The sequence below is a fragment of the Streptomyces sp. NPDC046915 genome, assembly GCF_040644935.1.
Classification (GTDB): Bacteria; Actinomycetota; Actinomycetes; order Streptomycetales; family Streptomycetaceae; genus Streptomyces.
Genome location: NZ_JBEYXB010000014.1, coordinates 102,778 through 125,367, shown reverse-complemented (window position 1 = coordinate 125,367; position 22,590 = coordinate 102,778). Strand labels below are relative to the sequence as shown.

Below are 22,590 nucleotides of genomic sequence, written 5' to 3'. Positions count from 1 at the left end.
GAGTTGACGGAGCGTGGGGAACTCAGCCCCGCCCCACGTACGGCATCGTCGTCGCCAGGACCGTCGCGAACTGCACGTTCGCCTCCAGCGGCAGCTCGGCCATGTGCCGCACGGTGCGCGCCACGTCGGCGACGTCCATCACCGGTTCCGGGGCTACCTCTCCGTTGGCCTGGAGCGCGCCCGTCGACATCCGGGCCGTCATGTCGGTGGCCGCGTTGCCGATGTCGATCTGCCCGACCGCGATCCGGTACGGCCGGCCGTCCAGAGCCAGCGACTTCGTCAGGCCGGTCAGCGCGTGCTTGGTCGCGGTGTAGGCGGCCGAGTGCGGGCGGGGCGTGTGCGCCGAGATCGAGCCGTTGTTGATGATCCGCCCGCCCTGCGGGTCCTGCTCCTTCATCCGGCGGTACGCGGCCTGCGCGCACAGGAACGCCCCGTTGAGGTTGGTGTCCACCACGTGCCGCCAGGCGTCGTACGGCAGTTCCTCGACGGGCACCCCGCCGGGGCCGAAGGTGCCCGCGTTGTTGAACAGCAGGTCGACGCGCCCGAACCGGTCCACCGTGGCGGCGAAGAGCGCGGCCACCTCCTCGGGCCGCGCCACATCGGTCCGCACGGTCAGCGCGGCACCCTCGGGCACCAGCGCCGCCGTCCCCGCCAGGGTCTCCGTACGCCGCCCCGCCAGCGCCACCGACCATCCGGCCCGCAACAGCTCCACGGAGACCGCCCGTCCGATACCGGAACCGGCGCCGGTCACCACCGCGATCCTCGTCCGCTCGTCAGTCATGACACGGGAGCGTACGAGGCTCCCTTCCCGAGGTCCCCGAGGTCCCCGAGATCCCCGGGCTCCCCGGGATAGCGCACACCGATCCGCTCCCGCAGGGCGTCCAGGGTCCGCATCACCGCGAGCGTGCCCTCCAGCGGCACCAGCGGGGACTCCGTCTCGCCCGCCCGCAGCGCCCGCATGACCTCCCGCGCCTCGTGCCGCAGGCTGCTGCGCGGCCCGTCGGCCGGGTCGGCGGCGAACTCCTCGGGGTCGCGGCCGTCGCGGTGCAGCACGAAGCGGTCGGGGTGGAAGAAGCCGGACGGGATGTCGATCCGGCCCCGCGAGCCGGTCACCGACGCCGTGACGGACGTACCGCCGACGATCGAGCAGTGCACCGAGGCGAGCGCGCCGCCGTCGAAGGACAGCAGGGCGCCCGTCTGGAGGTCGACGCCCTCCGGGGACAGCGTCGCGCGGGCGGTCACGTCGGACGGCTCGCCGAGCAGCAACTGCGCGAACGACACCGGGTACACGCCCAGGTCGAGCAGCGCGCCGCCGCCGAGCGCCGGGTTCCGCAGCCGGTGCGCGGGCGGGAAGGGCCCGGCGAGGCCGAAGTCGGCCTGCACGGTGCGCACTTCACCGATCGCGCCGTCGTCGACCAGCGCCTTCAGCCGCCGGATGAGCGGGTTGCAGTACATCCACATCGCCTCCATCAGGAAGCGCCCGCGCCCGCGCGCCAGCTCGACCAGCTCCTCGGCCTCGCGCAGGTTCAGCGTGAACGGCTTCTCGCAGAGCACGTTCCGCCCGGCCTCCAGGCACAGCCCGGCCGCCGCCCGGTGCGCCGAGTGCGGGGTGGCGACGTACACGACATCGATGTCCTCGTCGTTCGCCAGTGCCTCCCAGTCGCCGTACGCCCGCGGGATCCCGAACCGCTCCGCGAACGCCCGCGCCGACTCACCGCTGCGCGAGGCCACCGCCACCAGCTCCGCGTCCGGCAGGTCCACCAGGTCCGCCGTGAACGCGGCGGCGATCCCGCCCGTCGCCAGGATCCCCCACCGCACGCTCTGCTCCGCCATCCCCACCCTCGCTCATGTGATCCCCGGCACTGTGTACGACCGGCGTGTACGAGCTGAGAGCATAGGTGCCGATCGGCACGGAGAGGGAGGGGCACATGGGCGAGCACGCGGCGGCGTCGGCACCGGAGCTGAAGCAGGGGTCCGCACCGCGGGAGCCGTCCGTACCGGCCGTGCGCCGCACCGGCCTCCTGCTGATCCTCGTCCTCGGCGGCCTCACCGCGACACCCCCGCTGGCGATGGACATGTACCTCCCGTCCCTGCCCGCGGTCACCCGCTCCCTGCACGCGCCCGCGGCGACCGTCCAGCTCACCCTCACCGCCTGCCTGGCCGGGATGGCGCTCGGGCAGCTGGTGGTCGGCCCGATGAGCGACCGGTGGGGCCGCAGACGCCCGCTGCTCGTCGGCCTCACCGTGTACGTCGTGGCGACCGCCCTGTGCGCGTTCGCGCCCACCGTGGAGACCCTGGTCGCCTTCCGGCTGGCGCAGGGCCTCGCGGGCGCGGCCGGGATCGTCATCGCCCGTGCGGTCGTCCGCGACCTGTACGACGGCGTGGCCATGGCCCGTTTCTTCTCCACCCTCATGCTGGTCTCGGGGGCCGCGCCCATCGTCGCGCCGCTGATCGGCGGTCAGATCCTGCGGGTGACGGACTGGCGGGGCGTGTTCGTGGTCCTGACGGTGGTCGGGGCCCTGCTGGCCGGCCTCGTCTGGCTCCGGCTGCCCGAGACCCTGCCGCCCGCCGAACGCCACGGCGGCGGCGTCGGCGAGGCGCTGCGCGCGATGCGCGGGCTGCTCGCCGACCTGCCCTTCACCGGCTACATGCTCGCGGGCGGTTTCGCCTTCGCCGCGCTGTTCGCCTACATATCGGCCTCGCCCTTCGTCATCCAGGAGATCTACGGCGCCTCCCCGCAGACCTTCAGCCTGCTGTTCGGGCTGAACTCCGTCGGCCTGGTCGTCGCCGGGCAGGTCAACGGCAAGGTGCTGGTCGGCCGGGTCCGCCTGGACCGGGTGCTGGCCGTGGGCCTGACCGTCGTCGTGCTCGCTGCCGGCGCGCTGCTGCTGATGTCCGCCGGTGCCTTCGGGGACGTCGGCCTCGCCCCCGTCGCCGCCGCCCTCTTCGTGCTGATGTCCGCGATGGGCATCACCCTGCCCAACGCCCAGTCCCTCGCCCTGCTGCGCACCCGGCACGCGGCCGGCTCCGCCTCCGCGCTGCTCGGCACCTCCTCCTTCCTCGTCGGAGCGGTCGCCTCGCCGCTCGTCGGCGTCGCAGGTGAGCACAGCGCCGTGCCCATGGCCGTCGTCCAGTTGGCGGGATCACTGGTCGCGCTGGCCTGCTTCGTGGGACTGTGCCGTCCCTGGAACACGCGTACGGGGACAGGGACGGAGGATGGGGGTCCCCCCGCGCGAGCGAAGTCGAGAGTGGGGGAGGAGAGCTGAGCGCACCAAGACTGCGCGTCGACACCCCGGAACGGGCCGGGCTCGACCGCACGGAACTCGGCCACCTGGTCCGCGAGGTCCGCGACCTCACCGCCGGGGAACACCCCTGGGCCGCGGGCGTCGTCGTGGTGGCCGGACGCGGGCCGGTGATCGCCGTGCGGGAGGCGGCGGGCTGGGCGGTGCGGTACGCCTCCTACGACCCCGAGACCGACGCCGGCGTCGAACCGCCGCCGGCCGCCCGGGTGCCGATGACCGTCGACACACCCTTCGACCTGGCCTCGCTCACCAAGCTGTTCACCTCGGTCGCCGCCGTCCAGCAGATCGAGCGGGGCACCCTCGGCATGGACGCCCGGGTGGGCGCGTACCTCCCGGAGTTCCGGGCCGCCGCCGAGCACGGCGTCACCGTACGGCAGCTGCTCACCCACACCTCCGGGCTGCGCCCCGAGCTGCCGCTGTACGACTGCGCCGACGACACCGCGCGGTCGGCGCTGCTGCGGGCCGAGGCGCCGAGCGGTGAGCCGGGCGCGTACGTCTACTCGGACCTGAACATGCTGCTGCTCCAGTCCGTGCTGGAGCGCGTCACCGGCCGCCGCCTCGACGTCCTGGTGCACGAGGGGATCACCCGGCCGCTGGGGATGACCGCGACCGGCTTCGGGCCGTGCCCGGACGCCGCGGCCACCGAGGACCAGCGGCGGCCGTGGGCCAAGGCGGACCGGGGGATGCTGCGGGGCGTGGTCCACGACGAGAACGCCTGGGCGCTGGGCGGGGTGGCCGGCCACGCGGGCCTGTTCGGCACGGCCCGGGACCTCGCGGTCTTCTGCCGCACCCTCCTCGCGGGCGGCGCGTACGGTCCCGCGCGCATCCTCGGCCCCGACTTCGTGGAACTGCTGCTGACCCCGCCCGGCCTGGGCTTCGCCGTGGACCAGCCGTGGTTCATGGGGGAGCTGGCGGGCGGGGGAGCGGCGGGCCACACGGGCTTCACGGGGACCTCGCTGGTGCTGGACCCGGCCACGGACACGTTCCTGGTGCTGCTGGCCAACACCGTGCACCCCCGTCGGCGGCCACCGGACAGCGGGCCCCGGGCGGCGGCGGCGACGAGGATGGCCCGCGCGGTCCAGGGGGCCTGAGAGAATTCGGGGCGTGAACACCCCCGCCTCCCCAGCCGACACCCTCCGCGCGACCCTCACCGGACTGCTCGACGGGCTGCCGCCCTCGCAGGCCGCCAGGGCCGTGGAACGGCTGATCGCCGCCTACCGGGGGGACACCCCGACCCACGCGCCGATCCTCCGGGACCGCGCGGACGTCGCCGCGTACGCCGCCTACCGGATGCCGGCCACCTTCGAGGCGGTCCGTTCGGCGCTGGCGGCGTTCGCGGACGCCGTGCCCGGGTGGGTGCCGGGCAGCCATGCCGACGTCGGCGGCGGGACCGGCGCGGCGACCTGGGCGGTCAGCGCCACCTGGGACGGGACACGGCCGGTGACCGTGCTGGACTGGGCCGAGCCCGCGCTCGCGCTCGGGAAGGAGATCGCCGCCGCCCACCCGGCGCTCAGGGACGCCCGCTGGCAGCGGGCCCGGATCGGCACGGCCCTCACCCTCGACCCGGTCGACCTCGTCACCGTCTCCTACGTCCTCAACGAACTGACCGAGGCCGACCGCACGGCGCTCGTCGACGCCGCCGCGCGGGCCGCCCGGGCCGTCGTGATCGTCGAGGCCGGCACCCCCGCCGGCTACGCCCGCGTCATCGAGGCCCGCGACCGCCTCGTCGCGGCCGGCTTCCACGTCGCCGCGCCCTGCCCGCACAGCGCCGCCTGCCCCATCGCCCCCGGCACCGACTGGTGCCACTTCTCGGCGCGGGTCAGCCGCTCCTCCCTGCACCGCCAGGTCAAGGGCGGCTCCCTGGCGTACGAGGACGAGAAGTTCAGCTACGTCGCCGCCACCCGCCTCCCCGTGACCCCCGCGCCCGCCCGGGTGGTCCGGCGCCCGCAGATCCGCAAGGGCCAGGTCCTCCTCGACCTGTGCGAGACGGACGAGCGGCTGCGCCGGACGACGGTCACCAAACGCCACGGCGACCTGTACAAGGCGGCCCGGGACGCGAACTGGGGTGACCCCTGGCCGCCCGCGGAGGACTGACCCCCGCGCCCGGCGTCACCGCCGGGTGTCCCGTCCTTCCTGGAGCTTGCGCAACAGCTCCCGTTTCTGGGCCTGGGGGTCGGAGCCGCCGCCCACGCGGCCGTCCTGGCCGCCGCCCCGCAGGGCCTTGCGGCCGAGGTTCCGGCGGGTGCCGCCGACGCCCAGCATGTTTCCGCTTCCACCTCGCGACATCAGGATCTCCCTCCGTATGCGGTCGATTCGATCGAGAAATCAAGACGGTACGTCTCGTCTTGAACATGCATCACTGTCGGCGAGACGATCCGTCTTGTCAACCTGATAGGTTCGAACCCATGGCCGCCCAGAAGCCCGCCCCGCCCGCCCCCGGCACCACCCGCCGCAGCGAGAAGTCCCGCCGCGCCATCTACGCCGCCGCCCTCGAACTCGTCGGAGAGGCCGGCTACCCGAAGACCACGATCGAGGGGATCGCCGCCCGCGCCGGCGTCGGCAAGCAGACGATCTACCGGTGGTGGTCGTCGAAGGCGGACGTCCTCATGGAGGCGTTCCTCGACCTCGCCGAGCAGACGGCGCGCACCGCGGGCCAGGAGCCGTACGCCATTCCCGACACCGGCGACCTCGCCGCCGACCTCAAGGCCGTCCTGCGCGCCACCGTCGACGAACTGCTCGACCCCCGCTTCGAGGTGCCCTCCCGCGCCCTGGCCGCCGAGGGCGTCGTCAACGAACAGGCCGGTCGGGCCTTCGTCGCCAAGTTGCTCGAACCGTCGCTCCAGTTGTACGTGGACCGGCTGCGCGCGGCCCAGGACGCCGGGCACGTCCGCCCCGGCGTCGACCCGCGCATCGCGCTCGAACTCTTCGTCTCCCCGCTCGCCCAGCGCTGGTTGCAGCGCACGGGCCCCATCTCCCACGAGTACACCGACACCCTTGTCGACTACGCGCTGCACGGGATCGGCACGCGCTGACCCGGCGTCGGATTCCGCCGGTGCTGCGGGAAATCGCCTGAAGCGCCCCGATTCAGGCGCGCGGTATGGCTTGTCTCACTCACCCCGGATGTCGGCTCCGGCCCCCCGGAGCGTGGGACGGTGGGACCATAGGGCATGCTGACCGCACGAGAGGCGAGGCGAGGCGATAGATGAGCGCGGAGTTCGACGGCCGGTCCGGCCGGCAGGGCAAGATCTCCCAGTGGCTGCGCGGACGCCGACCGAAGCAGGCCGCCGACGACGGTGGCCGTGAGGCCCTGCTGCTGGCCGCCGCCGGAGCGGGGCTGCCGCTCGCGCCCGCCGCCCACCCCGCGCCCGGCTACCGCTGCTCCTGCGACCGCGTCGGCTGCCCCACCCCCGCCCGGCACCCGGTGTCGTTCGCCTGGCAGACGCAGTCCACCACCGACCGCGCCCAGATCGAGCGCTGGGCCCGCCACCAGCCGCAGGCCAACTTCGTCACCGCCACCGGCATGGTGCACGACGTCCTCGACGTCCCCCTGGAGGCCGGCCGGGAGGCGCTGGAGAGGCTGCTCGGCTCCGGCGTCGAGGTCGGCCCGGTCGCCGAGAGCGACGACGGCCGCATGCTGTTCTTCACTCTCACCCGGGGCACGCCCGAGGACGAGGACGAGTGGTGGCCCTGCGAGCTGGACTGCCACCCCGAGACCATGGACGAGCACCCGGGCCTGCGCTGGCACTGCCGGGGCTCGTACGTGCTGGTCCCGCCGGCCCGGCTGCCGGGCGACGGTCAGGCCGTGCGCTGGGTACGCGGCCCGGAGCACCCGCTGCCGGACCCGCTGAGCCTGCTGGAGATCCTCACCGACGCCAGCGCCCGCCATGTCGGCGCGGAAACCGGCCACGCGGCGGCGGCCTGGCCCCTGCGGCGCTGACCCCCGGCCGGGCAGGCCCGGGTGAGGACTCCCAGGGCCTGTCCTAGCTGCCCTCGGCCCCCGTCAGCCCCTGGATCCGGCCCAGTACCGACACCTTGCCGCCCGCCTTCGGGTCCAGGGCGACCTCGTTGGACATGAGCTCCAGCGTCAGCGACTGCTTGACCTCGCCCTTCGTCAGGGCTTTCACGTCGTCGCCCGGGGTGGGCACGGAGGTGCCCGCGGCGGCGGTCTGCTTCTCGTAGTGGTGCGTGGTGAAGAACACCAGCGCCCCGCCGTCCGCGGTGCGCAGCGCCAGCGGCGCGTAGTCGCCGCTCGTCAGCGGTTCGTCGATGAACTGCCTGACCAGACCCGGCTTCTTGGCCTCCTTCGCGCGGTCCTTGCGCCACCCGCTGGTGTGCGCGCCGTCCGCGAAGACGCTCCCGCCGCTCTGTAGATACGTCGCGTACTGCCGGCTGAGCTGCTGCGGCTCGACGGCCAGTGAGGCGGAGGCCGCGGGGACGGCCTCGCCCCAGCCGTCCTTGTCCTTCTTGAACTCGGGCACGTTGCCGGGGGCCACCAGCGTCACGTACGCCGCCTGCCACGGCTCGGCGAGATCGTGCCGGGTGAAGACGAACAGCCAGCGCGCCGCACCGCCCTTGTTGGCGGCGGCGTCCACCACGAACCAGCGCGGCCAGCCCGCCTTCTTGACGATGGTGTACTTCGCGTCCGACAACTTCAGCGGGGTGTGCCCCGTGTTGCCGCTCGGGCTGTTCACATGCCCGGCCTTCAGCCGGGCCCCGTCGATGTCGCCGAAGGCGCCGGTGACGTGATCCGCGTCGAGGGAACGGTCGTACGCCCGGTCGGCGTTGTTGTACGCGTCCGTGAACTGCTGCAACGCCTTCGCGGCCTCGGCACGGGTGGCGGCCGGGAGTACCTCGCGCTCCCCGTGCACCACCACGCATCCGCTCGCCGTCAGCGACAAAGCGGTCAGCGAGGTGGCTATGAGTGCGTTCCGGTCACGCCTGCGGAGCCTGCGAGGGCTGCGATCCCTGGTCATCCGGTACGTTCACCTTCCCCTTCCCGGAGGCGAACCCTACCGGGGAGAGGAACAGCGCGAGCGTCGGGATGAGGTACAGCAGCCACACCGTGACCTGGATCACGGTCGGGTCGGGCTGGAAGTTCAACACGCCCTTCAGCAGCGTGCCGTACCAGCTGTCCGGCGGGATCGTGCCGCTGATGTCGAAGGCCAGGTTCGTCAGTCCCGGGATGATGTCGGCCTCCTGGAGATCGTGGAAGCCGTACGCCAGCACGCCGGCCGCGACCACGACCAGCATCCCGCCGGTCCAGGTGAAGAACTTGGCGAGGTTGATCCGCAGCGCGCCCCGGTAGAACAGCCAGCCGAGCAGGATCGCCGTCGCCAGGCCCAGCGCCACGCCGACCAGCGGGCGCGGGGTGCCGTCGGACGCCGCGTGCACCGACGCCCACACGAACAGGGCGGTCTCCAGGCCCTCCCGGCCCACGGCCAGGAACGCCGTCGCGACCAGCGCGCCCGTGCCCATGGCCAGGGCCGCGTCCAGCTTGCCGTGCAGCTCCGACTTCAGATGGCGGGCGGTGCGCCGCATCCAGAACACCATCCAGGTCACCAGGCCCACCGCGAGGACCGACAGCGAACCGCCGAGCGCCTCCTGTGCCTTGAACGTCAGCTCCTGGGAGCCGAATTCGAGGACGCAGCCGAAGCCCATGGCGATGGCGACGGCGATGCCGATGCCGATCCAGATCGGCTTCAGGGCGTCCTTGCGGCCGGTCTTGACCAGGTAGGCGATCAGGATGCAGACGACGAGGCTGGCTTCCAGGCCCTCGCGCAGACCGATCAGGTAGTTGGAGAACACGGCTACGCCTCCTCGGAGAACAGTGTCTTGCCCCACCAGTCGCCGGAGTCCCGGACGCCGGGCGGGACGGCGAAGACCGCCGAACCCACGTGCTGGATGTACTCGTTGAGCGCGTCCTTCGACGACAGTCGCCGCTGGAGCGGGATGAACCCCTTGCGCACGTCACGCTGGTAGGCCAGGAAGAACAGGCCCGCGTCCAGGCGGCCGAGGCCGTCGGTGCCGTCGGTGAAGGAGTAGCCCCGGCGCAGGATCGTGATCCCGTCGTTGGAGTCGGGGTGCGCCAGGCGCACGTGCGCGTCCGGCTTCATCGCCTTCAGGAACGGCTTGTCGTGCTCCTTGGCCTTGCCGACCGGGGCGCCCTCGCCCTTGTCGCGGCCGAAGACGTCCTCCTGCTCCTGGAGCGAGGTGCGGTCCCAGGTCTCGATGTTCATCCGGATCCGCCGTGCGACGAGATACGACCCCCCGCTCATCCAGGCCGAGCCGGCGTCGCCGTCCCCGCCCTCTCCGACCCAGACGAACCTCTTCAGCCGGTCCGTCTCCGTGCCGGCGATGTTGCGGGTGCCGTCCTTGAACCCCATGAGGTTGCGGGGCGTCTGGGCGTCCGGTGTGGTCGAGGAGGTCTTGCCGAAGCCGAGCTGCGACCAGCGGATGGCGACCTTCCCGAAGCCGATCCGGGCCAGTTGGCGGATCGCGTGCACCGCGACCTGCGGATCGTCCGCGCAGGCCTGGACGCACAGGTCGCCGCCGGTGCGAGGCTTGTCGAGGTTGTCGCCCGGGAAGGCGGGCAGGTCGACCAGCGCGGCCGGCCGCTTGTCCGTCAGCCCGAACTTCTCGAAGAACGACGGCCCGAACCCGATCGTCAGCGTCAGCCGCGAGGGCTTCAGCCCCAGCGCCTCACCGGTGTCGTCCGGAGGAGCCTCGGCGAGCCCGCCGTACGCGCCCTCGCCGACCGCCTTCCCGGCCGTCATCCGGCGCGCGGCGGCCGTCCAGTCCTTGAGCATCTGCACGAACTCGGCGCGGTCGTCGGTCTTCACGTCGAACGCGGCGAAGTGCAGCCGGTCCTGCACCGGTGTGGCGATGCCCGCCTGGTGGGCGCCGTGGAACTCCACCGCCGCGCCCGTCCCGGCCGCGGCCGGGTCCACGTCGTCGCCGGTCTTCGCCATCGCCACCGCACCGCCGGCCGCGGCGGCCCCGAGCGCGAGGCCGGCACCGCCCCAGCCGATCAGGGCGCGGCGGGACGGGCTGGTTGCCTGGTTGTCCGTCATCGTCCTCTTCCCCCCTACTTCACAACGGCCGCGGCGAGCTTGGACAGCGGCTCCGCGAGGGCGTTGACCGCGTCCGACAGTTCCTTCTGCTGGTCGTCGGTGACCTTGTCGTAGGAGACGAAGTCGTACGAGTTCTTGTCCGACCGGTACTTGTCGAGCAGCGTGTTCAGCGCGGTGAACTGCTTGTCCAGCTCCTTGGCGAGCGCCGGGGCGTTCTTCTGCGCGACCGGCTTGAGCAGCTCGTACGACTTCTGCGCGCCCTCGACGTTGCCCTTGAAGTCGACCAGGTCGGTGTGCGAGTAGCGCTCCTCCTCGCCGGTGACCTTGCCGGTGGCGACCTCGTCGAGCAGCTCCTTGGCGCCGTTGGCCATGGAGGTCGGGGTGATCTCGGCCTTGCCGACCCGCTTCTGCCAGTCCTTCAGGTCGGTCACCAGCTGGTCGGCGAGGGTCTTCTCCTCGGCGCCGATCTTCTTGTCCTGCCAGAGGGCCTTCTCCAGGCGGTGCCAGCCGGTCCACTTCTGGCCGTCCTCCAGGCCGTCCGCCCGGACGTCGACCTTGGGGTCGATGTCGCCGAAGGACTCGGCGACCGGCTCGGTGCGCTCCCAGCCGAGGCGGGAGGGGGCGTAGGCCTTCTTGGCGGCGTCGAGGTCGCCGGCCTTGACCGCCTTCACGAAGGTCTCGGTGAGCGGCAGCGTCTGGTCGGCCTGCTCCTGGGCGTAGTCGCGGTAGTCGGCGACCGCCTTGTCCAGCTGCGGGTTCCGCTTGGCGGTGGAGCCGCCGGTGACGGTGAGCTTCTGCCGGACGCCGTGGCCCTTCATGCCCGGGCGGCAGGCGATCTCGTACGAACCGGCCTTCACCTCGGCGGTGAGGGTGTACTTGGTGCCGGGGCCGACGTTCTCCTTCTCGGAGATGATCCGGCCGTCCGGGAGGACGATCTCGACCTCGGTGGCCTTGCTGCCCTTGTTCTCGATCCGCAGCGTGACCTGGCCGGCCGGGACGGACTTGGCGGAGGTGTCGCACTTGGAGTCGGCGGCGGTCACCTGGATGGCGTCGGCACCCTTGGCGTCGCTCTTCGCCGTGCAGGCCGAGAGGGCGGTCAGAGCGGCCGCGGTCGCGGCGGCGGTGACGGTGAGTCGGACGGCTCGCATGCAGGCTCCAAGCGGAATGGTGTGGTGAGGCTGGCCTAACTTACCTGAGGCTTACCTCACTCATACCCACCCGGTCCCGGATTCAGCTCCCACAGAAAGATCACAGACACGGCTTGATATCGACGGCGAAAAATAGACCCCAAGAGATAGTAAATGACGGGTCAAGTGGTCACGCGCCCTCGACGCTGTCGCTGTCCACATGAAGAGGACGCGCAGGGAGGACTGGGGCGGGTCGACGGCCCGAACGAGGGCGTCTTCCTCCGTCACCTCGACGGTTACCGCTCCCCTCTTCCGCCCGTCCGCTCGGCCCTGATGCGGTCGGACGTCAACTGGGTCCACCAGTACGCCCGGTGGCTGGAGGAATCGCCGGACGGTCCGCTGCACGACGCGCGCCGGCAGCTGGCCGGACGGCAGGCCTTCCCGCCATATGTGTGGACCGGCGACTTCATGCGCGCGTGGCCGGACTGCTACCTCGACTGGTGCGCGGGCGGCTGGGAGGGCGTCGTACCGCTGCGGCCACTCTCGCCGCCGGACGCGCCCCGGGTGAAGGCCCATCGGAAGCACGCGCGCGAGGGAAACCTGGCGCCCGTCCTCCTGTGGAGGAGTGGCGGGGGGAGTCGGAGGGGCCGGCGGCCCGGCTGCTGGAGTGGTCGGCCACAGAGCAGCACCGGCGGCGCGTGGTCCAGGGGCTCAATGACACTCTCGCCGGACTGCCGTACGAGGGGGCCCGCACGCGCTCCTGGCCGCTCCCCGGCGGCGCCCCCGCCTGGGACGCTCTGGCCGCCACTGTGATGTTTCAATGCCCTGGTGACTGACTACGACGTGCTGCGCGTCTTCTGCGCGGCCAACGGCGGATACGGCACCGAGCTCGGCGTCGTCCGCAACGGCTCACGGGTCCCCGGCCCGGACGACCGGCAGGCGTTCGCCGCGAAGCTCGGCTTCAGCGAGACGGTGTTCGTGGACGACCCCGAGCGCGGGATCATCGACATCTACACGCCCACCCTGCGCCTGCCCTTCGCCGGTCACCCCTGCGTCGGCGTGGGCTGGCTGCTGGACGTGCCCGAACTGGTCACCCCGGCCGGAGTCGTCGGCGTCCGCCTGGACGGCGAGTTCAGCTGGATCGAGGCCCGTCCCGAGTGGGCACCGCCGCACACCCTGCGACACTACGCAACCGCCGCCGAGGTCGACGCGCTGCCCGTGCCGTCGCCTGGCATGGGGGCACCTCCCACGCCTTTCGGGCAGTGGGGGAGGATCTACGCCTGGGCGTGGGAGGACGAGGCCGCCGGCCGGATCCGCGCCCGCGCCTTCCCCGGCCGGGACGACGGCATCGAGGAGGACGAGGCGACGGGCGCGGCGGCACTGCTGCTCACGGACCGGCTGGGCCGCGCCCTCAACATCACCCAGGGCTCCGGCTCCCAGATCCTCACGGCCCCGCAGCCCGGCGGCTGGGTGGAGATCGGTGGCCGCGTGTTCCTGGAACGCCAGCCGGAGCGGCCCTAGCGGGCAAGCGGCCCTAGGGCAGGGTGAGGATCTCCGTCCCCGTCTCGGTCACCACCAGCGTGTGCTCGAACTGTGCCGTCCGCTTGCGGTCCTTGGTGACCACGGTCCAGCCGTCGTCCCACATGTCGTACTCGTGCGTGCCCAGCGTCAGCATCGGCTCGATCGTGAAGGTCATCCCCGGCTGCATGACCGTCGTGGCCTGCGGGCTGTCATAGTGCGGGATGATCAGCCCGGAGTGGAACGACGAGTTGATGCCGTGCCCGGTGAAGTCCCGGACCACCCCGTACCCGAAGCGCTTGGCGTAGGACTCGATGACCCGGCCGATGATGTTGATCTGCCGGCCGGGCTTCACGGCCTTGATCGCCCGGTTGAGGGACTCCCGGGTCCGCTCGACCAGCAGCCGTGACTCCTCGTCGACGTCACCCACCAGGTAGGTGGCGTTGTTGTCGCCGTGCACCCCGCCGATGTACGCCGTGACGTCCAGGTTGACGATGTCGCCGTCCCTGAGCACCGTCGAGTCCGGGATGCCGTGGCAGATGACCTCGTTGACGCTGGTGCACAGCGACTTGGGGAAGCCGCGGTAGCCGAGCGTGGACGGGTAGGCGCCGTAGTCGCACATGTACTCGTGGGCGACCTTGTCCAGCTGGTCCGTGGTCACGCCCGGCGCGATCAGCTTGGCGGCCTCCTCCATGGCCCGCGCGGCGATGCGCCCCGCACGCCGCATCGCCTCGATGGTCTCGGGCGTCTGCACCTCCGGCCCGGTGTACGGCGTCGGCGCGGGCTTGCCGACGTACTCGGGGCGCCGGATGTTGCCGGGGACCGAACGGGTGGGAGACAGCTCCCCTGGAACGAGCAGCGACTGGCCAGACATGCCAGCGAGTCTAACCAGCGGGTGTGGGGGAACATGTCGGTGGCGAGAGGAGCTGGTCATGGCCCTGTTCAAGAAGCGGACGGCCGGGAAGCCCGGCGAGTGGTACTACTGCCTGCACCACAAGAAGGTCGAGGAGGGCCCGGAGTGCCCGGCCAAGGACCGCTTCGGCCCGTACTCCACCCGCGCGGAGGCCGAACACGCGATGCAGACCGCCCGTGAGCGCAACCTCGAATGGGAGAACGACCCGCGCTGGCACGACGCGGCGGCGGGCGGCAGCGCTGACGAGGACTGATCACGCCTGGGCAGGTGTGGCGGCCCGCCGCTCGCGCATCCGCACCGCGTGCTTGTTCGTCCGGGCGTCGTACGTCATCAGCCCCGGCAGGCACAGCGCGAGCAGCCCGACCGCGCCCGCGCACGCCAGCCCGCCGGACCAGACGGAGGTACGCACCCCCGCCCATGCGGCGAGGCCGCCGGCCCGGACCTGACCGAGCTGCGGCCCCACCGAGTACGACAGCAGTTCGATCCCGGCGAGCCGCCCGCGCAGCTCGTCCGGGATCGTCTGGTTCCACATGGCGGCCCGGAAGATCCCGCTGACCATGTCGAAGCCGCCGCCGAGGGTGAGGAACAGCAGCACCGTCCAGACGTTCCCCGAGGCGCCCGCGGCGGCCACGGCAAGGCCCCACAGCGCCGCCGACGGCACCACCATCAGCCCGTGCCGGTGGATCCGCGAGGTCCAGCCGCTGGTCAGACTCACCAGCAGGGCCCCGGCCGGGACGGTGGCGTACTCCCCCATTGCCTTAAGGGCATGGGGGGACCCCCATCGCCGTACAGCCCGAACACCACCAGCGGCACCAGTTGGACCGCGCCGATCGCACCGACCGCCGCCGCCGACCCGGTGAGGTCCTTCAGCTGCACGGGCAGCGCCACGAAGGTGAGGAAGCTGCCGAAGTTGCTGACCAGCCCCGATATTCAGAGCTTGCGGAAGTCGGCGGAGGCCCGCCAGGGGGCGAGGTCCGGGAGCAGGGCGCGGATGCCCGCGGGGCGCTTGCCGGTGGGGGGTGTTTCGACGGGGGATGTGTCGGAGGCGTCGGTCACGAGGGCGCGGCAACCGCTTTTCGCCGGGAAGCTCACCAGGGCGCGGGCGGGGGTGCGGTCAGGGCCTCCGCCAGTCTCGACAGGCGGTCGCGGAAGCGGCGGCGGGATCTCGGGGGACCGGCGTTCTCACCGGCGGCCGCGCTGACCAGGTGCTGGACGCTGTCCAGGTCCAGCTCGGCGCCCTGCGGTACGGCCAGGGTCTCGTGGGCCATGGATTCCAGCTCGCCCCCGCCGGCGCCCAGGGCCAGGACCGTCACCCCGGCCCGCCGGGCGTCGTGGACCCGCTGGAGCAGGGGGGCGGGCTCGGCCGGGGCCACGACGAGCAGGGTCTCGCCGCGCCGGGCCGCCTCGAGCCGGCCGGGGCCGACGGCGAGGTGCGCCGGGTCCGAGGGGCGCGCGTCGTGGCGCACGAGGGTCGGGGCCAGCTCGGGCGTGCCGGACCAGGCGGCCTCGTCCACCAGGTGGGCCGCCAGGTGCCAGGGCTCGTACTGAGGGGTGCCCACCAGCAGCAGCCCGCCGCCGTGCGTCACCACGGACCCGCGCAGTACGCCCGCGAACCGCCGGGTGGCGCCCAGCCACTCGGTCCCGGCGAGCACTTCGCGCAGCAGCGCGACCCGTACGGCGTCCATACGACCGCATGGTGCCGCAACCGGTCACTCGTGACGCGGAGTTCACTCCGAATTCGCTCGATTCGGGGACAGTGTCCGGTCAGCACAGGTCCGCACAGGTCCGCGCCCGCCCGAGGAGCCGCCCGATGACCGACGCCACCGTCCCCTTCCGCGCGGGCCGCGAGGGTCACGCCAGTTACCGGATCCCGGCGGTGGTGGCCACCAGGTCGGGAAGGCTGCTCGCCTTCTGCGAGGGGCGGGTCGACTCCGCGCGGGACCACGGCCACATCCGGATCGTGCTGAAGCGGTCCGCCGACGGCGGCCGCACCTGGGGCCCGCTCCAGGTCGTCGCCGACAACGGCGGCGACCTGGCCGGCAACCCCGCCCCCGTCGTCCTCGACACCGGCCGGGTCCTGCTCGTCCACGTCCGCTCCGCCGCCACCGCCTCCGAGGACGCCCTGCTGCGCGGCAAGGTCAAGGACGCCGCCGGCCGCCGGGTGTGGGTGCAGCACAGCGACGACGAGGGCGCCACCTGGTCCGCGCCCCGGGAGATCACCCGGCAGGTGAAGAAGACGGGCTGGCGCTGGTACGCCACCACCCCCGGCCACGCGATCCAGCTGAGCTCCGGCCGGGTCGTCGTCCCCGGCAACCACACGCTGCCGCCCACCGGCTCCGACAACGGCACGGAGGCCAAGTACAACAGCGGCCACTGCCTGCTCAGCGACGACCGGGGCGAGAACTGGTACCTCGGGTACGTCGACGAGAACACCAACGGCTACGTCAATGTGAACGAGACCACCGCCGCCGAACTCCCCGACGGGCGCGTCTACTTCAACACCCGCAACGACTCGCCCTCCCCGGGCAACCGGGCCGACGCCCACTCCGGGGACGGCGGGAGGACCCTGCACACCCCCTTCCGTCCGCAGGCCGGACTGGACGGGCCCGTCTGCCAGGGCAGCGTGCTCCAGCTCCGCGACCCCGACGTGCTGCTCTTCTCCGGCCCCGCCTTCCCCGGCGGCCGGGCCCTGATGACCGTCCGCGCCTCCGCGGACGCCGGCAGGACCTGGCGGCCCGTGCACACGGTCGACGGCCTGCCCGCCGCCTACTCCGACCTGGTGCGGATCGACGCCCGCACGATCGGACTCCTGTACGAAACCGGTGACTTCGGCGCCTATGAACGGATCGTGTTCCGGCGGGTGCCCGTGCCGGGGACCACCTGAGCCGGTGGGGTCCGGGCGGCGGACGTAGAGTCGGCGCATGACCTCTAGCGACAGCGCACAGAAGGCCCCCGCCAAGGACCCCTGGGACCTGCCCGACGTCTCCGGACTGGTCGTCGGCGTGCTCGGCGGCACCGGTCCGCAGGGCAAGGGCCTCGCCTACCGGCTCGCCAGGGCCGGACAGAAGGTGATCATCGGCTCGCGGGCCGCCGAGCGCGCGCAGGCCGCCGCCGACGAGCTCGGGCACGGCGTCGAGGGCGCCGACAACGCCGAGACCGCGCGGCGCAGCGACATCGTGATCGTCGCGGTGCCCTGGGAGGGGCACGGGAAGACCCTGGAGTCCCTGCGCGAGGAACTGGCCGGGAAGCTGGTCGTGGACTGCGTCAACCCGCTCGGCTTCGACAAGCAGGGCGCCTACGCGCTGAAGCCGGAGGAGGGCAGCGCCGCCGAGCAGGCCGCCGCGCTCCTGCCGGACTCCCGGGTGGCCGCCGCCTTCCACCACCTCTCGGCGGTCCTCCTCCAGGACCCGGAGATCGAGGAGATCGACACCGATGTGATGGTGCTGGGCGAGGAGCGGGCCGACGTGGAGACCGTCCAGGCGCTGGCCGGGCGCATCCCCGGCATGCGCGGGATCTTCGCCGGGCGGCTGCGCAACGCCCACCAGGTGGAGTCCCTGGTCGCGAACCTGATCTCCGTCAACCGCCGGTACAAGGCGCACGCGGGGCTCCGCATCACGGACGTCTGACCGGATGGGGGACACTGGTCGCCGAAGCAGTGTCCCCCGACAGGAGCCTCCCGAAATGCCCCCCTTGTCCCCGCCCGGCCCGACCCCGCGACTTGCCCTCTACGCCCTGGTCGTGTGCCTCCTCGCCGTGGCCGCGGCCGTCGTCTCCTTCGTTCAGGGCAGCTGGCTGGTGGGGGTCGTCTGGGTGCTGCTCGCCGGTCTGTCGTCCAACATGACCTGGTACTACCTGCGGCGGGGCCGGGCCGGCTACTCCCAGAAGCGGTAGAGGCTCCAGCCGTACGAGGTGTCGAACTCGCTCACCCCGAGCCCCCGCAGGATCGCGTCGATCACGTCGAAGAACACGTGGTTGACCGACGGCAGCCACAGCAGCGCGAACACGAACAGCAGCCCGAACGGGGCGAACGGCTCCACCTGCCGCTTGACGCCGTCCGACAGCCAGGGCTCGATCACGCCGTAGCCGTCCAGGCCGGGGACCGGCAGGAAGTTCAGGACCGCGGCCGTCACCTGGAGCAGCCCGAGGAAGGCGAGGGCGAAGCGGAACTCCAGGGGCACCCCGTCCAGCGCGTGCAGCCAGAACGGGGCCGTGCACACCGCCGCGAACAGCACGTTCGTCAGCGGGCCGGCCGCCGATATCAGGCTGTGCCGCCAGCGGCCCCGGATCCGGCCGCGCTCGATGAACACCGCGCCGCCCGGGAGCCCGATCCCGCCCATCATCACGAACACCACCGGCAGCACGATGCTGAGCAGGGCGTGCGTGTACTTCAGCGGGTTCAGCGTCAGATAGCCCTTCGCGCCGACCGAGACGTCACCGCTGTGCAGGGCCGTGCGCGCGTGCGCGTACTCGTGCAGGCACAGGGAGACGATCCAGGCGGCCGTCACGAACAGGAACACGGCGACGCCCGGCTGGTCGGCGAACCCCGTCCAGGTGGCCCATCCCGTGACCGCGGTGACGGCCAGGATCCCGAGGAACACGGGACTGATCCGCCGCTCGCTGTGGCGGGTGGTGGCGGTGGTCATGCGGCGGACTCCTGTGGTTCGGGGCTGGGTCTGGGACCGTGGACGGGTCGATCGGCGAGCCCGACCGTACCGGGCGTACGGGGAAAACGTCTCGCGGACGGGTGCCGGTTCCTAGGAAGGTGGGGGAATGGTTCTGAGGCGAGCGCTGTACGAGAGCTGGCAGATGGAGTGCTGCGGCAGGACGTTCTCGGTCGGGGACGAGGTGACCTGGCAAGTGATGCCCATGGAATCCGACGACATGCGGACCTGGGGCTGGGACGAGGAGGAGTACGCGGGACTGCTGCGGGTCGAGCACCACAGCGACGGCTGGCCCACGGCCACGGGCCGGGTCCGCGCCATCCACCTCGTCCACCAGGAGTACGCGGAGACCGCCCCCGGCTCGCGCTCCTTCACACCTGTGCCCGGCCGGCGGACCCTCGAACCGGTCGACAGCTGCCCGAAGTGGTTCGGCTGCGGCGAACCCGCCGACGGGCCGGGCCCCCGGCGCCGGCGGAACACGGACGGCGTCCTCGTCACCCTCGACGTCACCGACCTCCCGGAAGCCGTCCCCGGGAGGGGCCACCGCCGACAGCCGTCCGTCACGAGCGCCATGCCCGCCGCCCCGCCGCGTGAACCCCGTGACCGGCGGCGAGGCCGGCGGGGACAATAGAGCCCGTGCGCCATCGCATTCCCAGTGCCAACCCGGGCCTGGAGGCCGCGGGCGCCCCGCCGCGTGAACCCCGTGACCGGCGGTGAGTGCAGCGGGGAGAATAGGGCCCGTGCGCTATCGCATTCTCGGTACCACCCAGGTTCTCCGTCCCGACGGTACGTCCGTCCCCGTGGGCGGGGCGCGGTTGCGCGCGCTGCTGACCGTGCTCGCGCTCAGACCCGGCCGGACGGTGCCGGTCGGGGTGCTGGTCGACGAGGTGTGGGACGGGGATTCGCCCGCCGACGCCACCGCCGCCGTGCAGGCGCTGGTCGGGCGGCTCCGGCGGGCCCTGGGGGCCGACGCGGTCGCCTCGGCGGAGGGCGGGTACCGGCTCGCCGCCGCGCCCGACGACATCGACCTGCACCGCTTCGAACGCCTGACCGGGGAAGGGCTGCGCGCCCTGGCCGACGGCGACGCGGCGAAGGCGGCCACCGTCCTCGACGACGCCCTCGCGCTGTGGCACGGCCCCGCCCTCGCCGACCTGCCCGACCGCACCGCCGAGGCCGCCCGCTGCGACACCCGCCGCCTGGACGCCCTGCGGGCCCGGCACACCGCCGCCCTCGCCCTCGGCCACGCCGAAGGGGCGCTGCCCGAGCTGATCGCTCTGTGCGACACCCACCCCCTGGACGAGCCCCTCCAGACCCTGCGGCTGCGCGCCCTGCGCGACGCGGGCCGCACGGCGGAGGCACTGGCCGCCTACGAGGACGTACGACAGCTCCTCGCCGAGCGGCTCGGCTCCGACCCCGGGCCCGAACTACGGGCGCTGCACGTCGAGTTGCTGACCCCACGGACGGCGCCGCCGGCGGCGCGCCCGGCCGGGCCGGCCCTGGGCAACCTCCCCGCCCGCCTCACCTCCTTCGTCGGCCGGGAGGCCGACATCGAGGCACTCAGGTCGGACCTCGCGACGGCCCGGCTGGTCACCCTGCTCGGGCCCGGCGGAGCGGGGAAGACCCGGCTGTCGCAGGAGGCCGCCGAAGCCGTGCGGGGCGCGACCCGGGACGGGGTGTGGCTGGCCGAGCTGGCGCCCGTCGACGACCCGGAAGCCGTACCGGAGGCCGTGCTCACCGCGATCGGCGCCCGCGAGACCGTGCTGCACGGCGCCGGCGCCGAGGGCATGCGGGCCGTCGCCGACCGGTACGACGACCCCGTCGAGCGGCTCGTCGAGCACTGCGGCCGGCGCCGCATGCTGCTCGTCCTGGACAACTGCGAGCACGTGGTGGAGGGGGCGGCCCGTCTCGCGGAGCGGCTGCTGGCCCGCTGCCCGGAGGTCACCGTGCTCGCCACCAGCCGGGAACCCCTCGGCGTCCCCGGCGAGCTGCTGCGCCCCGTGGAACCGCTGCCCGAGCCGGTCGCGCTGCGGCTGCTCGCCGACCGGGGCGCGGCCGCCCGGCCCGGCTTCCGCACCGAGGACGACCCGGAGGCGTGCGCCGAGATCTGCCGGCGCCTCGACGGCCTGCCCCTGGCCATCGAACTCGCCGCCGCCCGGCTCCGGATGCTCACGCCCCGCCAGATCGTCGCCCGGCTCGACGACCGCTTCCGGCTGCTCACCTCCGGCAGCCGCACCGTGCTGCCCCGCCAGCAGACCCTGCGGGCCGTCGTCGACTGGTCCTGGGACCTGCTCGACGAGGGCGAACGCGAGGTGCTGCGCGGCCTGTCGGTCTTCGCGGGCGGCTGCGACCTCGCCGCCGCCGAGGCCGTGTGCGGACCGTACGCCTTCGACGCGCTGGGCTCCCTGGTCGACAAGTCGCTCGTCGTCGCCGCTCCCGCTCCCGACGGCGGGATGCGCTACCGGCTCCTGGAGACCGTCGCCGAGTACGCGGGCGAACGGCTCGACGAGTCCGGCCGGCGCAAGGAGGCCGAGCGCGCCCATCTGACGTACTTCCGCGAACTCGCCCGCACCACCGATGCGTTGCTGCGCGGCACCGGCCAGCGCACCGCCATCGAGCGGTTCCAGCAGGAGTACGAGAACCTGCGCACCGCCCTGCGCCGCGCCATCGCCGAGCAGGACGAGCAGGAGGCGCTGTGCCTGCTGCTCTCGCTGGTCTGGTACTGGCAGATGCGCGACCTGCGCATCGAGGCCCGCAATCTGTGCACCGAGGTCATGGCGCTCGGCCCCGACCCGTTCGCCGAGCCCGTCCGCCGCGCCGCACCGGTGTGGCAGCGCTGCACGGACGTACCGCCCCCGTACACCGGCGAACTGCTCGACGAGGCCCGGCGCGGTCTGCACCTGGCCCATCTCGCCTGCATAGACACCGAGCTGGACGCCTGGCAGACCCCCGAGGCCCAGGCGAAGCTCCGCGTCATCACCCAGGTGTACGAACCCGGCCTGCCGCAGACCTGCCGTCCCCCCGGCATGCTGTGGTTCTACGCCGTGCTGCTGACCGGGGGCATGGAGGAACTGCGCGACATCCTCGACGCCTGTGTGCGGACCTGCCGTCGGACACCGGGCTTCGAGTGGGAACTGGCCTCCACCCTCCAGATGCGGGCCAACATCCTCGCCAACCGCAGCGAGTGGGCGGGCGACGCCAAGCGCGACGCCGACGAGGCACTGGAGATGTTCGAGCGTCTCGGGGACGCCTGGGGCGCGGCCGAGGCGCTCGCCGCGCGCGGAGAGTCCCACGAGCGCAAGGGCGAGTACGAGTCGGCCGCCGCCGACTTCCGGGCGGCCATCGAGCAGGCCGACCGCCTCGGCGCCCGCGCCCAGACGGCGGTGCTCGGCGTCCGCCTGGCCGCCGTGGTCCTGGAGACCGGCGAGCCGGGGCTCGGCGAGCGCATGCTGCGCGAGATCATCGCCCGCCACGACGGCAGCAACAACGAGGCGAGGCCCATGGCCCGGCTCTTCCTCGCCGGCTGGCTCTCGCTCACCGACCGCGTCGCGGAGGCCCGCGAGGAACTCCGCCTGCTCCGCCAGGACTTCAGCATCGCGCACTTCGTCGTCTTCGACGCCTTCATCCTCGGCCAGGAGGCCTGGGTGGACGCCGTCGACGGCCGCCCGGACGAAGCCCTGGACAAGATCCGGAGCGCGCTGGAGCGCGCCGAGGACCCGCTGGCCCGGGCCATCGCCCCGCACCTGCGGCCCCTGTACCTGACCATCGCCGCGACGGCCCTCGCCGAGGTCGACGGCGGTGCCCGTGCCCGCGACGCCGCCCGCTGCCTGGGCGCCGCCGCCGCGCTGCTGCCGTCCGGCCATGTCGAGGTGACGCTCGAACGCGCGGTGCGCAAGCGCACCGAGGCGGCCGTCCGGGCCGTGCTCGACGAGGAGGCGTACGACTCCGCGTACGCGGAAGGCGGTGGCCTCTCCCTCGTGGAGGCCACCGCCCTGGTCTGAC

23 protein-coding genes and 1 pseudogene are annotated in these 22,590 nt (G+C 72.9%); 12 read left to right on the top strand and 12 right to left on the bottom strand.

The genetic code is table 11. The features are described 5' to 3' along the window. Positions 1-22: 22 nt before the first annotated feature. Both ABZ915_RS31860 and ABZ915_RS31855 read right to left on the bottom strand, forming a co-directional pair. Positions 23-781 carry an SDR family oxidoreductase gene (locus tag ABZ915_RS31860; protein ID WP_361810406.1) on the bottom strand — a complete coding sequence of 253 codons (759 nt, stop codon included), beginning with the start codon at positions 779-781 and terminating at the stop codon, positions 23-25. Next, the gene (locus ABZ915_RS31855; RefSeq protein WP_361810404.1) at positions 778-1,833 is read right to left on the bottom strand and encodes a Gfo/Idh/MocA family oxidoreductase; all 1,056 of its coding nucleotides are present in this window, start codon (positions 1,831-1,833) and stop codon (positions 778-780) included. Before ABZ915_RS31855 ends, ABZ915_RS31860 begins: the two co-directional genes overlap by 4 nt. A gap of 95 nt (positions 1,834-1,928) precedes the next feature. Between ABZ915_RS31855 and ABZ915_RS31850 the strand changes: the two genes are divergently transcribed. Genes ABZ915_RS31850 through ABZ915_RS31840 form a run of 3 tightly spaced genes read left to right on the top strand, consistent with a single transcriptional unit; the run spans position 1,929 to position 5,396 of the window. Next, a complete protein-coding gene (locus tag ABZ915_RS31850) occupies positions 1,929-3,266 on the top strand; it encodes a multidrug effflux MFS transporter (protein ID WP_361810402.1) in 1,338 nt (445 codons plus the stop codon). Beyond that, a complete protein-coding gene (locus tag ABZ915_RS31845) occupies positions 3,263-4,393 on the top strand; it encodes a serine hydrolase domain-containing protein (RefSeq protein WP_361810650.1) in 1,131 nt (376 codons plus the stop codon). Before ABZ915_RS31850 ends, ABZ915_RS31845 begins: the two co-directional genes overlap by 4 nt. 13 nt (positions 4,394-4,406) lie before the next feature. Then, positions 4,407-5,396 carry a small ribosomal subunit Rsm22 family protein gene (locus ABZ915_RS31840; RefSeq protein ID WP_361810400.1) on the top strand — a complete coding sequence of 330 codons (990 nt, stop codon included), beginning with the start codon at positions 4,407-4,409 and terminating at the stop codon, positions 5,394-5,396. Positions 5,397-5,411: 15 nt separating this feature from the next. Here the strand turns inward: ABZ915_RS31840 and ABZ915_RS31835 are convergent, their stop codons facing one another. Then, on the bottom strand, positions 5,412-5,588 hold the full coding sequence (locus ABZ915_RS31835) for a DUF6243 family protein (RefSeq protein ID WP_361810398.1): 177 nt from the start codon (positions 5,586-5,588) through the stop codon (positions 5,412-5,414). Positions 5,589-5,707: 119 nt separating this feature from the next. Here ABZ915_RS31835 and ABZ915_RS31830 point away from each other — a divergent pair, with 119 nt between their 5' ends. Both ABZ915_RS31830 and ABZ915_RS31825 read left to right on the top strand, forming a co-directional pair. Continuing rightward, a complete protein-coding gene (locus ABZ915_RS31830) occupies positions 5,708-6,334 on the top strand; it encodes a TetR/AcrR family transcriptional regulator (RefSeq protein WP_361810396.1) in 627 nt (208 codons plus the stop codon). A gap of 170 nt (positions 6,335-6,504) precedes the next feature. Continuing rightward, the gene (locus ABZ915_RS31825) at positions 6,505-7,239 is read left to right on the top strand and encodes a bifunctional DNA primase/polymerase (RefSeq protein WP_361810394.1); all 735 of its coding nucleotides are present in this window, start codon (positions 6,505-6,507) and stop codon (positions 7,237-7,239) included. A 43-nt stretch (positions 7,240-7,282) separates the two neighbouring features. On the opposite strand, the gene ABZ915_RS31820 is transcribed toward ABZ915_RS31825, so the two are convergent. From ABZ915_RS31820 to efeO, 4 genes are read right to left on the bottom strand one after another with little or no spacing between them, the layout of a single operon-like run. Continuing rightward, the gene (locus tag ABZ915_RS31820; RefSeq protein ID WP_361810392.1) at positions 7,283-8,275 is read right to left on the bottom strand and encodes a hypothetical protein; all 993 of its coding nucleotides are present in this window, start codon (positions 8,273-8,275) and stop codon (positions 7,283-7,285) included. Continuing rightward, a complete protein-coding gene (gene efeU, locus ABZ915_RS31815) occupies positions 8,235-9,107 on the bottom strand; it encodes an iron uptake transporter permease EfeU (RefSeq protein WP_361810390.1) in 873 nt (290 codons plus the stop codon). Before efeU ends, ABZ915_RS31820 begins: the two co-directional genes overlap by 41 nt. Before the next feature lie 2 nt (positions 9,108-9,109). Beyond that, positions 9,110-10,372 carry an iron uptake transporter deferrochelatase/peroxidase subunit gene (efeB, locus tag ABZ915_RS31810; RefSeq protein ID WP_361810388.1) on the bottom strand — a complete coding sequence of 421 codons (1,263 nt, stop codon included), beginning with the start codon at positions 10,370-10,372 and terminating at the stop codon, positions 9,110-9,112. Positions 10,373-10,386: 14 nt separating this feature from the next. Next, positions 10,387-11,520: an iron uptake system protein EfeO gene (efeO, locus tag ABZ915_RS31805; protein WP_361810386.1), complete on the bottom strand. Its 1,134-nt coding sequence runs from the start codon at positions 11,518-11,520 to the stop codon at positions 10,387-10,389. A gap of 807 nt (positions 11,521-12,327) precedes the next feature. Here efeO and ABZ915_RS31800 point away from each other — a divergent pair. Then, positions 12,328-13,020, top strand: coding sequence for a PhzF family phenazine biosynthesis protein (locus ABZ915_RS31800; protein WP_361810384.1), 693 nt, complete (start codon positions 12,328-12,330; stop codon positions 13,018-13,020). 13 nt (positions 13,021-13,033) lie between these two features. Here the strand turns inward: ABZ915_RS31800 and map are convergent, their stop codons facing one another. Next, complete coding sequence (map, locus tag ABZ915_RS31795) at positions 13,034-13,891, bottom strand: type I methionyl aminopeptidase (RefSeq protein WP_361810382.1); 858 nt, start codon at positions 13,889-13,891, stop codon at positions 13,034-13,036. Between the two features lie 58 nt (positions 13,892-13,949). On the opposite strand from map, the gene ABZ915_RS31790 reads away from it, so the two are divergent. Further along, positions 13,950-14,183 carry a hypothetical protein gene (locus ABZ915_RS31790; RefSeq protein WP_361810380.1) on the top strand — a complete coding sequence of 78 codons (234 nt, stop codon included), beginning with the start codon at positions 13,950-13,952 and terminating at the stop codon, positions 14,181-14,183. On the opposite strand, the pseudogene ABZ915_RS31785 reads toward ABZ915_RS31790, so the two are convergent. From ABZ915_RS31785 to ABZ915_RS31775, 3 genes and pseudogenes are all read right to left on the bottom strand, one after another. Continuing rightward, positions 14,184-14,860, bottom strand: a pseudogene (locus ABZ915_RS31785) (hypothetical protein). Next, entirely contained in the window at positions 14,861-14,986 is a 126-nt protein-coding gene (locus ABZ915_RS31780) for a hypothetical protein (protein WP_361810378.1), read from the bottom strand. A 32-nt stretch (positions 14,987-15,018) separates the two neighbouring features. After that, on the bottom strand, positions 15,019-15,615 hold the full coding sequence (locus ABZ915_RS31775) for a hypothetical protein (protein WP_361810376.1): 597 nt from the start codon (positions 15,613-15,615) through the stop codon (positions 15,019-15,021). 125 nt (positions 15,616-15,740) lie between these two features. Between ABZ915_RS31775 and ABZ915_RS31770 the strand changes: the two genes are divergently transcribed. Genes ABZ915_RS31770 through ABZ915_RS31760 form a run of 3 tightly spaced genes read left to right on the top strand, consistent with a single transcriptional unit; the run spans position 15,741 to position 17,821 of the window. Then, complete coding sequence (locus ABZ915_RS31770; protein WP_361810374.1) at positions 15,741-16,814, top strand: sialidase family protein; 1,074 nt, start codon at positions 15,741-15,743, stop codon at positions 16,812-16,814. Between the two features lie 37 nt (positions 16,815-16,851). Further along, positions 16,852-17,556, top strand: coding sequence for an NADPH-dependent F420 reductase (gene npdG / locus ABZ915_RS31765; RefSeq protein ID WP_361810372.1), 705 nt, complete (start codon positions 16,852-16,854; stop codon positions 17,554-17,556). Between the two features lie 4 nt (positions 17,557-17,560). Beyond that, positions 17,561-17,821, top strand: a complete 261-nt coding sequence (locus ABZ915_RS31760) for a hypothetical protein (protein WP_361810370.1) — start codon at positions 17,561-17,563, stop codon at positions 17,819-17,821. Here the strand turns inward: ABZ915_RS31760 and ABZ915_RS31755 are convergent. After that, the gene (locus ABZ915_RS31755; protein WP_361810368.1) at positions 17,803-18,573 is read right to left on the bottom strand and encodes a site-2 protease family protein; all 771 of its coding nucleotides are present in this window, start codon (positions 18,571-18,573) and stop codon (positions 17,803-17,805) included. The two genes, ABZ915_RS31760 and ABZ915_RS31755, sit on opposite strands and share 19 nt — an antisense overlap. 127 nt (positions 18,574-18,700) lie before the next feature. On the opposite strand from ABZ915_RS31755, the gene ABZ915_RS31750 reads away from it, so the two are divergent. Then, on the top strand, positions 18,701-19,222 hold the full coding sequence (locus ABZ915_RS31750; RefSeq protein ID WP_361810366.1) for a DUF6578 domain-containing protein: 522 nt from the start codon (positions 18,701-18,703) through the stop codon (positions 19,220-19,222). A gap of 100 nt (positions 19,223-19,322) precedes the next feature. Beyond that, positions 19,323-22,589 carry a BTAD domain-containing putative transcriptional regulator gene (locus ABZ915_RS31745; protein ID WP_361810648.1) on the top strand — a complete coding sequence of 1,089 codons (3,267 nt, stop codon included), beginning with the start codon at positions 19,323-19,325 and terminating at the stop codon, positions 22,587-22,589. The last annotated feature ends 1 nt before the right edge of the window (position 22,590 follow it).